At 33.2% G+C, this 11,900-nt stretch carries 8 protein-coding genes; 5 read left to right on the forward strand and 3 right to left on the reverse strand.

Features of this window, described 5'->3' with window-relative positions; all coding sequences use genetic code 11:
* The 3 genes from J3U66_RS10955 (at position 1) to J3U66_RS10965 (ending at position 3,480) form a co-directional block, all read left to right on the forward strand.
* Complete coding sequence (locus tag J3U66_RS10955) at positions 1–531, forward strand: tail fiber assembly protein (RefSeq protein ID WP_267348979.1); 531 nt, start codon at positions 1–3, stop codon at positions 529–531.
* Between the two features lie 506 nt (positions 532–1,037).
* Positions 1,038–2,438, forward strand: coding sequence for a hypothetical protein (locus tag J3U66_RS10960; protein ID WP_267348981.1), 1,401 nt, complete (start codon positions 1,038–1,040; stop codon positions 2,436–2,438).
* 28 nt (positions 2,439–2,466) lie between these two features.
* Entirely contained in the window at positions 2,467–3,480 is a 1,014-nt protein-coding gene (locus J3U66_RS10965) for an SPFH domain-containing protein (protein ID WP_267348983.1), read from the forward strand.
* Between the two features lie 404 nt (positions 3,481–3,884).
* Here J3U66_RS10965 and J3U66_RS10970 read toward each other — a convergent pair whose 3' ends face one another.
* From J3U66_RS10970 to J3U66_RS10980, 3 genes are all read right to left on the reverse strand, one after another.
* Positions 3,885–5,411: a glycoside hydrolase 43 family protein gene (locus J3U66_RS10970; RefSeq protein ID WP_267348985.1), complete on the reverse strand. Its 1,527-nt coding sequence runs from the start codon at positions 5,409–5,411 to the stop codon at positions 3,885–3,887.
* A 41-nt stretch (positions 5,412–5,452) separates the two neighbouring features.
* Positions 5,453–6,838 (reverse strand): glycoside-pentoside-hexuronide (GPH):cation symporter, encoded by a 1,386-nt coding sequence (locus tag J3U66_RS10975; protein WP_416379665.1) that lies wholly within the window; start codon positions 6,836–6,838, stop codon positions 5,453–5,455.
* Positions 6,839–8,053: 1,215 nt separating this feature from the next.
* Complete coding sequence (locus J3U66_RS10980; RefSeq protein ID WP_267348987.1) at positions 8,054–9,466, reverse strand: EmmdR/YeeO family multidrug/toxin efflux MATE transporter; 1,413 nt, start codon at positions 9,464–9,466, stop codon at positions 8,054–8,056.
* A gap of 368 nt (positions 9,467–9,834) precedes the next feature.
* Here J3U66_RS10980 and J3U66_RS10985 point away from each other — a divergent pair, with 368 nt between their 5' ends.
* A complete protein-coding gene (locus J3U66_RS10985; protein ID WP_267348989.1) occupies positions 9,835–10,794 on the forward strand; it encodes a phospholipase D-like domain-containing protein in 960 nt (319 codons plus the stop codon).
* Between the two features lie 161 nt (positions 10,795–10,955).
* Entirely contained in the window at positions 10,956–11,675 is a 720-nt protein-coding gene (locus J3U66_RS10990) for an epoxyqueuosine reductase QueH (protein WP_065634654.1), read from the forward strand.
* The last annotated feature ends 225 nt before the right edge of the window (positions 11,676–11,900 follow it).

Genomic DNA, 11,900 nt, shown 5'->3' on the forward strand with positions numbered 1-11,900 from the left:
ATGATTAATTATTATTATGATAATTCAGATGACCTTAAACCGTACACACATCAATTAGAGGCTAACGACGACACAATGCCACCTGACAATGCGTTACGGATTGCTCCTGAATTTAAAGATGGGTTTTGTCCGTGTGAGCAAGATGGTAAATGGGTTTTAGTCGAAGATAACCGCGAAAAAACAGCTTTTAATATTGAAACAAAAGACGCCGTTAAAATTGACTACCTTGGTGAACTTAAAGCAGGATTTACGTTACTTGAACCATTCGAATTTTGCAAATGGAACGGGAAAAAATGGGTAAAAGATAAAGTGGCCGAAAATAACGCTACCATTGAACAAAATCAAGTTATGAAAAATTCACTAATAAATCAAGCCAACGAAAAAATAGCGTTGCTTCAAGATATTATCGATTTAGATATGCAAGAATCTAATGAAGAGGAACAGCTAAAACAATGGAAAAAATATCGCATATTATTAACTCGCATTAGTGTATCTGATACGAATATTTCGTTTCCAACTAAGCCCGAATAAATTAAACACACACTACCAATGTTTTCCATTCATCTTATCCTTCCTTTACTATAATTAAGCAGATAAGCTTTCTTTTTGCTTAATCCTATAAATTATCTCGCTTTATTCATTCATATTTTGATAATAAACAATTATTTGTAAATATTAGGGCATCATTCCTTTCAAAATTGGTAGTGTATTATTTGTTATCATTCATTTTTACACTTAAAATTCTCCACTACACTAACAGAATAATTATTAATTGATTTACTTGATCTCAATTGAGTATCTATTTATCGTTTTTTTGAATAGCGTTACTTAATTTTGTGATTAATTTTGTCACTTTGTTATTAAAATAAAAGTCATCATTATTGCAGCAACTTCATTTGATCTGTTTTACAAATTTGCTGATGAATTAGGCAAGTTAGCGTTAAATTTAAACCTATATTTCAAGTGACACTCCCTTATTTAATCGATAAAATAGCCGATATTTATCCAAAATTAAATAATGATAAGAGTAAATAGGAATGGCAAAGCAAATCAAAATAATCAAGTGCCCAAATTGTGGTAGCATACAAAAAACTGAAATTAAACCCGATCATTATCGTTGTGAAAATTGTCATACTGAATATTTTTTAGATAGTGATGATATTAATGTTAATGTCACTTATGATAATAGACCAACTAATTTAGATAATACGTTTTTTGGTGAATTTAAATCAAAAATAATTGTTATTCTAGGCTGTATTGTGATTGGCTACGTTTGTGTTGTTTTGATCAATATGTTTTTTAAATCGAAGCCTTCTTATGATGCCCCAGTCGCAACTACGCAAATACAACAAAATCAGACTACAACCACTAAATCAGTGTCGGCCAATCCGCAAATTGCGCAAAGTAGTGGTACACTGCGTGTTAATTATAATTTTTGCTCATTAGTTTTAGTCGATAATAAACCTTTTGTGATGGGAATCATTAATCGTTCCAATAGTTTACCCTATGAACAAAAGTATTATTTTACTGTGTATGATTTGCTTTCCGAAAAAATTGTGCAAGAAAGCCCAATTGCTAATGTGAAATTTGATAAGTTTGGTAAAGTTAATTGGACTTCATATGACTTTACTAAAGATAAAACCTATCTAGTTGCAAGCAAACGCACTGTTTTTTTACTTGATAAAAGGAATTTTACCCTAACTGATGTGACATCTTCGTTATTGCAAAATTATCCTCAATTTAATAAAGGCATTGCCTCAGTCAATATCACGACCGCACAAGGCGCCGTTGGCCACGTTTTACATATACTGACTGATGATGGGCAAAAGATCTATTATTTCCCTTTGCAGGATAAAGCTTTTGTTGATAATAATGATTTTTATATGACAATTAAAGATTTTGAGCGGAGTGCAGATGATACCAGTAAACACACTGCTTTTAGCTTTGCCAATAATTATGGTGAGGATTTTAAGTTAATTAAATTTACTTTTATTAGTCCTGATGGTAAAAGCCATTACACTTTTACATCAGCTAAAGTTGGTGATCAAAATACTGATGGTTCAGGCAAGTTTACTGATGCGGCAAACGCTTATAATTACAGTCTTCCTTATTACGATAATCCAAAATATCAACTGGTTTCTCATCAAAACCTTACTCCGGATAGACTTTATTTTAATCCTGAAATTATCTATTTTGACGATAATACATTAATTATAAAAACCAGAACTAGTGCAAGTCCCGATTCAAATTATAATTATCAACGATTGGATATTAATAACGGTAAAGTGATTTGGACATTATCAAGTGATGATATCACCATAAAAGAGATCATGCCTTTTAATGATGGATTTATCATTAAACAGAGTTGCGATAAGTATGCGCAAATAGCTTCTGATGGTACTATCATTAAAAAACTAACTTTAGTAAATGAAAAATAATAAGTATGACTAGTATAAGGAATATGATATGGGATTAGGCAACTTTTTTAAAAGACAACTAAAAACAGTAATAGAGTGGAAAAACCAAGAGCAAAATGTTTTATTTTATGAGTTTCCAACTCCAACTAATGAGGTAAAAAATGCCAGTAAATTAATTATCAATCCAGGACAAGGCTGCATTTTAGTTTATAAGGGTGAAGTGATCGATGTGATGACTAAATCGGGTATTTATGAACTTTCTACATCCAATCATCCTTTCATTACTAATTTAGTTAAAATACTGCAAAGCTTGGAAAGCGAACACAAAATGCATGTGTATTTTTTCCGTTTAGCAAGTTTGGTTAATCAAAAATGGGGCACATCAACGCCGATAAAATATATTGATAGTGTATATCAATTTCCAATTGAACTTGGTGCTTATGGAACCTATGCAATTAAAATTGAACAAGCTCAGCATTTTTTTACCGAAGTAGTAGGCAGTAAATCAGTTTATACCGCAAACGATCTGAGTCAATTAATGATTTCGCGTATCATTCCAACTATCACCTCACAATTAGCAACGGAAAGTTATTCTTATCAAAATATTGATTCACAATTAGTTAAATTATCGGACCAAATTAAACAGAGTTTGCAAGCTATCTTTGGCAAATTAGGTCTTTTGTTAGAGGATTTTCAAATTGAATCCGCCACATTTAGTGAAGAGACTTTAGAGCGCATTAGTAAAATAGCTAATTCAAGAACGGATGCATTAGCTGCCAAAGAGGTCGGTTTAGATTATGTCGAACATGAAAAACTCAAAGCATTACGCGATGCAGCTCAAAATGAAGGTGGACTGGCTGGTGCAGGTTTACAACTTGGTGCAGGTTTAGATTTAGCAAAATCGTTTGATTTAAATAAAAATAATGCCACAAATACCGCAGCGACGGCTAATAATGAACAAATTATTAACCAATTAAAACAGCTCAAACAACTGGTTGATGAAGGTATCTTGACTCAAGAGGAATTTAACGCGAAAAAGGCACAGTTATTGGATAAGCTGTAAACTAATATACTAATTACTAAAACTAGCATTTAATTTACCAATCATTTATGACTAAAATTTAATGATAAGAATATGCATTGGCCACTGGTTACTATTACACTAATCAGTGGTCAATTTATAAATAAGTGGTACTTAACGCATTGTTATTGCTTGCTATTTAAACAGTAGTAATAATGATCGTTATAAATCGTGATGTTGATAATAGGCTCAGAATTTAAATTAAAAAATATTAGCCATTTATGCTTATTTAGCTGTAATAAATTTTATAACTCAATTACAATTTTTTGTATCATAAAGCTATAAGTTCATCTAGCTATATCGTTGTTTAACAGTGGTCTAATTTGACATAAATAGGTAATATCAAAAATAGTATATTTACTTTTGATATTACCTTGCATTGTGATCTATTTGGCAATAATTTCAAAATACTTGAATTTACCTTTACCACTTATTGCTTGTTTTGCTTCGCTGGCAGCAAAAATACCCACTTTCGCGCCAACCCATTTGCCTTTGCCTGCCGCAAAATCACGGCTGATCTTTTGCCAAGCTTTATTGGTATCTTGATAATAAAATTGGCAAATACCGTTTAATCCGACCTCAACTTTTAATTGACAATTCGGTGAATCAAATTGAGTAATAATCTCTTGATATTCATCAACTATCCCAGCATCTTTCATCCAACCATATCGATAACATAAAAAATAGTGATGATTTTTATAACAAAGGGTTAGGGCCGCATAACGTTCGCCATAAATGATCAAACCTGCAAAATCACCCGAATTGTTTGTATTGAGCTCTAATGCAGTTTCAGCAGTAAATTGCCATGACGAAAATTTTTGTAATAACAAATTAGGAGCAAAATAGAGTGTTTGCTGTTTGTTATGTATTGGTAGTGGGTAACAATTTAACGTTAAGCCATCGCTCTGTTCTGCAAGCCAATTTTTTTGAGGATTGGCTTGCCATTGCCACTGTAAACCGATCTTGCCTTGCTTGAAGTCATCGCTCGTTTGCATGGTATAACCATTTGAATTACAAGTGGTTAATGGTTTTGGATATGACACAACAGGTTGACCGCAGTTATCATCGATGGCGGTTCCGATTCTTGGCCAATCATCATCACCCCAGTGCATTGGTTGTAGATGTACGATTCGTCCATATAAATTGGCATCCTGAAAGTGTACAAACCAGCATTGATTATTATCAAGTTCAACCCAGCCGCCTTGATGGGGACCGTTAATAGTGGTATTACCTTGAAATAAGACATTACGAGCAGTCCAAGGCCCCTCTAAGTGTTGGCTACGTAATACGGTTTGCCAACCGGTTTCAACGCCGCCAGCTGGCGCAAAAATATAGTACCAACCGTTTCTTTTATAGAGTTTTGGACCCTCAAGTGTTGGTAAGTCGGCTGTGCCATCATAAATAATTCTTCCATCGTCAATTAAAGCCGTGCCATCATTACTCATACGAAACAGCTGTAATTTATGCTTGATGCCAGAACGGCTTTGTGCAAAAGCATGAACTAACCAGGCTTGACCATCATCATCCCAAAATGGACAAGGATCTATCCAACCTAATGCGGGTTTTACGCAATGTGGTTTACTCCATTGCCCCCATGGGTTATGCGTATTACACATAAATATCCCTTCATCGGGCGTACTAAAAAATACCCAAAATTTTTGGTCATAATATCGAATAGATGGCGCCCAAACGCCTTTCCCAGGTTGCACACAATCATAACCCGGTAAATCAAGAGACGAAAATACATGATTTATAATTTGCCAATTCACTAAATCTTTAGAATGCAAAATCGGCAGTGCTGGCATATGATTAAAGCTAGATGAAACCATGAAAAAATCGTCTTTGACTCTGACAATATCTGGATCTGAATAATCAGCACAGATAATGGGATTGTTATAATAATCAAAACGCATATAATTACCTTTTACATTACATTATTAACGTAACTTTTATCCTAGTTATTGTTTTCAATATTTTTTTGTCTGGCAAGTAAATCTTGTTGAATTTTTTCCATCATTTTGTCATCTAATTTATAAAAACGCATAAGCCACCAAAGTAACAAATATGAAAACGCAGGTCCTATAGTTAACAGCCCAATAATGCCCATCGTTGCAAGTGGCGTTTGCACATCCACACCAGCTTGATAACCTAATAAGCCTAAGCAAATACCAACCAATGCGCCCGCAATTGCCATACCCAATTTAAGTGCAAATAAGTTTCCAGAAAAAGACAAGCCTGTTGCGCGTCGACCAAATTTCCATTCACCATAATCGGCCGCATTCGCCATCATATTCCATTTGAAGGGTTGATACATTGAATGGAAAAAGCCGATTAAAAAATAAAGAGGGAATACCACAGCTAACCAAACTGGTGGAATAAAAAACATAATGACGCCAATGGCAAACAAAATTAAATTAATATTTTTAAATAATTGAATCGCGGTAAAACGTTTAGCAAAATATCCAGCAGCCATTGCACCTAAAATAGTGCCAATTACTGAGGTTGACACAAAAGCAGATTTCATCGCTGTTCCCGCTGCCGAGCTAATACCGCCCATCATTAAATAAGTTGCATAATAGAGTGTTGCTGAACTACGCATCACCCCAGCCATGCTAGAAAAAAACGTAATAATAGCAACAATGCACCACTGATCGTTAGCTAGCAGACATTTTAAATCTTTTTTTATGCTGACATTTTTATCTTCAATGGGTGTTACGCGTTCTTTAGTGGTTGCAAAACAAAACACTAACATCGCAATAGCAATAATGCCCATTACTGCCATTGTCATTTGAAAGCCGAGTTGTTTATTCTCTTTACCAAACCAATCCACCAAAAATAGAGTACCGATTGACACCATTAGTCCAGCTGCTGATGAGATGGTAAAACGAAATGATTGTGCAGAAAGACGATCTTTTTCATCACGCGTAATGACCCCTCCTAGTGCACAATAAGGGATGTTAATAAAGGTATAGCATAGCATCAACAACGCATAAGTAATGTAGGCATATAAGAGTTTACCAGAGTAACCAAAATCAGGTGTAGTATAGGTCATGACTGCAAGCACAGCATAGGGAATGGCAAACCAAATTAACCAAGGTCGAAATCTTCCCCAGCGAGTTTTAGTTCTATCGGCTACCATACCGGTAATAGGATCGATAATGGCATCAAAAATTCGTGTTGCTAAAAACATGATTCCGACTGCGGCAGCTGATAGTCCATAAATATCGGTATAAAAGTAGGTCAAAAACATGGTGACTGATGAATAAACAATTCCACATGCTGCATCACCCATTCCAAAGCCTATTTTTTCCATGACTGATAATCTTTTATTATCCATCATCATCTCCTTATAATTATATAAACACACTGTTTTCTAAACAGTTTTTAAGCATATTTGTTTCTATTTCGAATTATTGAAAATAAACAACGATGGATTGAGTGTATAAAATTCATTATCAAAACAATATTATGATTTTGCGTACTGAAATTACGATATATGGTTAATGTGATAAATATCACAAATTTTATTGTGATATTTAATTATCTAACCAATGATAAAAAGTAAATCTATGGAAAGTCATCTAATAAACAATTTGGTAATCAAAGGAATAATCGCACTTTTTTAACGCTATCAATCCTTGAAAATGAGTTATTACAAAAGTTAATTATTATAAATTTATGCTATTACAATTTTGGGGCATTATATTAATGTAGAAAAGTTTAGCTGTAACGATGCCTTGTGATTTAAAGTTAACCAATTCAATTGTTTAGGTAAATTACTTTCAAATTAACAAACAACCAAAAATTTTTGCCCATTTCTTGCTTATGCCAGACAATATGTTTTCAGTTGTTTCATCGCCGTGTATAAAATAGTTGTTTTCGACATGCTTATTTACAAGCCAATAAATACAGTCGGTAATTAATTTATTTTTTATTACTTAAAAGTTTTATTCAATTTATTTCACTAACAGTAGCAAGATTTTAATATCAACATTTGATTGGTAATGAAATACTAGAATTTTTTTAGAGGTTTATGGTGTTGTTAATTTTGAAACTCTTGGTAATGTACAGATAGTCGAAATGATGCCAAGATATAAACACAATTTGATATTGATATGATAACTCAACGTTAATCGATGTCTGCCATACCATACTTCGGATATTATTCACAAAAAATAGGGGTATTCATTGTGCTGCGTTACTAATGATATTTTGTTGGATTTTTATAATTTGAGTATATAAATTTGGTGGACTCCTGATCAACTTGTTACTCACGCAAAGCCCAAAACGATATTAGATTTAGATTGTTATTAACATGATGAAATTAAAATAGTAACAATACGCTTGATGAAAAAAGTTATTTAATTAAATAGTAATTTATTCAAAACGATAACTTATGCTACCTTCAAATTGGTTTTCACTAGTGGTAAATAATAAATTTTTGATAATAAAATTTAAACACCTTTAGCTAATAATTGTATAGTCGATGGTTAAATCCTAATTAAACCACTCGTTATCATGAACAATTAAAAAAGCTCAATGAGAAAACTTATAGTTAATTGTGTTCTTGATGTCGCCATAGCCATTTACCACTGACTAAGCGGTAGTAGAAGAATATACTTCTAATGATCCAATCAAGAAACATTCCAAACCACACGCCAATTACACCAAAGCCAAGATAAACACCAAATAGATAACCAACGACAATTCGGCACATCCACATACTACCAATTGCCACCCACATAGTATAACTGGCATCCTTGGCACCTTTAAACCCATAAGGTAACACAAAAGACGAAGCCCAAAATGGCGTAAATAGAGCATTTAACCACAGTAAATGTTTTGATATTTCGATAACTTCAGGATCATTGGTATAAAGTGAACTGAGTAGGCCAGCAAAGGGCATTGTCACAAATGCAATCAAACAGAGCAATATATTGGTAAATTGAAAAATAAATTTTAGTTGTCTGGTTGGTTGGTAGATTTGCCCCATACCAAGGCGTTTTCCAACTATAATGGTTGAGGTTGCACCTAAAGTTCCACCCGGTAAATTAAGCAGTCCTGCAATGGAAAAAGCGATAAAATTTGCTGCAATCGTTGACGTGCCCATACCGGCAACAAACGTTTGCGTCAGTAATTTGCCAACATTAAACATCACTGATTCAACACTAGCTGGAATACCGATGCTAAGAATATCAACCAAAATTCTAGCATTAAATGAATGAAAGTAACTTCTCAATGGAATAAAAAGCGCACGACTAGGTTTTATCGTCAAGACTAATAAGATAAAAAACATGCCACAATAACGCGATGTTGTTAAACCAATACCTGCACCAATAAAGCCAAAACCTTGCCAACTGCCAATTCCATAGATAAGTACATAACTAATCGAGATATTTAAAATATTCATAATGATGTTTAGGTACATGGGCAGTTTGGTATTGCCTGCGCCTCTTAATGCACCACATCCCACCAAAATAAACGCTAATGCAGGGTAGCCTAATACTGTTAATCGTAGAAATGTTAAGGTTAAATTTTTAACTTCGGGATCGGCTTTTCCAGCAATGATATCAACAATCCAATAGCCCGAGAATTCGACAAATACAAATAATAGCACGGATACTAATACTAATAGGGTAATGGATTGTCTGGCAGCAAAAACCGCTTTTTTACGATTATGACGACCTAAGCTAAACGCAACGACTACAGAGGTTCCTAATGCTACTGCCATAAAAAATGACATGATAATCATATTAAAGCTTTCAGCTAAACCGACAGCCGCCATTTGTGCTTTACCTATCCAGCTAACTAAAAAGGTACTAAAAATACCCATCAATATCACTGAAAGATTTTCTATAAAGATTGGCATAGCTAATGGGTAAATTTCACGCCATAGTAGTACACTATTTGAATGTCTTTTTTTATATAATTGCAGATTTTTTAAACGGTTAATGAGTTGAACATTCAATTGGAAGCCTAAATCTTATAACTGAAAATTATTGTGATAATTATAACTCCTTTATTGAACAAAAATGAATGTGTGTTTTAAAAAATAACATATTATATAACTAATCTTTATTATATTTGTTGATGCTAAAAAAAAATTAAATACAAGTTTGGATTAAGAACGTTATAGTTTAAATATGTTATTTTTTTCATCTTTTATGCTATTTTGATGACTGGTGAGGTAATAACACAGAGTGTAGCTGTTAATCAGTGTTTACTATTACTGATAACAGTTACCGATTTATTTCTAGCTCATTGCCAGTTAAAGTTTGGTAGTCTTGCTAGTTTTAGGGTAAAGCGTGTTAAGTCGAAAAAAAGATAAGGAAAAGTATGAAAATTCTTCATAATGATGATTTAGAGAATGCGTTATTGAAAAAGGGCAATAAAAAAATCAGCATTGTTTCTGCTTTTGCCAGTCATACCGAAATGATAGTAGAACAATTACTAGAAGATAATAGTATTAAGTTGGAACTGATTATCAGCACCATTAATGCTTTTAACTCGCCAGATTTTATTAAGTTTTGCCAGCAAAAAGCGCAAGATTGTGATAAATTCAGTTTTTATGTCGATTTTCGCTATAACCAAAGTGTCCATTGGAAACTCTATTTGATTCAGTCTGAAGTAGAGACAGAAAAGGTGATTATTGGTAGTGCAAATTTTACTAACATAGGTATCGGCCTTAATCGTGACACATGTGTAATGATACAAAACAAAAAACTGTATGCAGATTATTTAGCTGATATCGAACAACTCAAACAATTACCAGAAGTGGTAAAATCTAGTGATCATAAATTTGATCGATATTTACAGAATTATAAAACACTACATCAACGTATTACAAAAGCATCTATTCCAACTTTAGCCAATTATTTAGCAATAAATCCTATGATTGAATTAGGACTTTTGGTTTGGGATTCTTATTTAAGCGATGAGGATGAACAACTGGCTGAAGAAGTCGTCGCCAGAAAGCATCCAACTATAAAATTTGATATGAATCGCGATTGCTTACTGGTTGAAAAAAAATATGAAAAGGATTTTAGCGTAGATCAGCTAATTTTATGTATGAATAACCAAGGTAAAGAGATTGCGTTTTTTTATTGTCTAGGCATCTATCCTAGCCAATCACAACAATATGTGTTTCTTTTTAATTTTTCAAAAAAGGTCATTCGTCCATTTAAATTAAGTCGGTCACTTAAAGCTGCAATGGCAAAGCAAGCGGCAAGCTGGTGTAACAGCAATAAGCATAAGTTAACTTATGAAGATCTATTAGCACTATGCGAAAATAGTTAACAAATATTGAACTCACATTAGGTAATAAACTTGCCGAAAAGTTTAAGGAAATATATGTGTTTCAGTATAAAAATTGGCGCGTTTATCTTGACGTAAATCTATAACGCTATATTATAGCGACCAATAATGACTACTATCATCAAAATAATAAATGAGTCCTCATGTTAATTAATGCGAAAACAATTCTTGATAAATTAAACCCACATAATAAAGTTAATTATGATTCCGTTTTAAAAGAAGTCATTGCCGATTGGCAGTCGGGTGCGGTTCGTCCTAAATTATTGATTCACAGCTGTTGTGCACCTTGTAGTACTTATGTATTGGAGTATTTAGCACAATATGCCGATATTACTATCTATTTTGCGAATTCTAATATTCATCCACGCGTTGAATATGAGTATCGAAGTGTGGTGCAACAAAAATTTATTGCTGATTTTAATCAAAAGACCGGAAATAACGTACAATTTTTAGAAGCACCTTATCAGCCAGCAGAGTTTATTAAGCAAGTTGGTCATTTGCGCGATGCCCCCGAAGGCGGTGAGCGTTGCCATATTTGTTATAAAATGCGTTTAGATTTGGCGGCAATTAAAGCGCAAGAGTTAGGATTTGACTATTTTGCAAGCGCATTGACGCTCAGCCCTAAAAAGAACAGTCAAAAAATCAATGAATTAGGATTTGAGATCCAAGAGATCTTTTCTGTTAATTATCTCCCTTCTGATTTTAAAAAGAACAATGGTTATAAACGGTCTATTGAACTTTGCAAAGAATATGATGTTTATCGTCAATGTTATTGTGGCTGTATTTTTGCTGCTAAAGCTCAAGGTGTCGATCTAAAAAATGTGATTACCATTGCTAAACAAGGTTTAGAAAAAGCACTTTAAGCCGTTGCAAACTCATTAGATTACTGATTATTTTATAATTGTTATGACCTATATTTGTATGATATAGGTCAGATTCCAGTTAGTTTTAGACAGAATTACAAATCACATCACACCTTCTTAAGATAAATTATTATTGTGTATCGCTTTTGTTTTAGGGGATTTTTTATCCATCCCTATTAAAAAGAACTAAGATTTGGTTATAATGATTTATATAAAAATAAAATT

It is taken from the genome of Gilliamella sp. B2969 (assembly GCF_026536195.1).
GTDB lineage: Bacteria > Pseudomonadota > Gammaproteobacteria > Enterobacterales > Orbaceae > Gilliamella.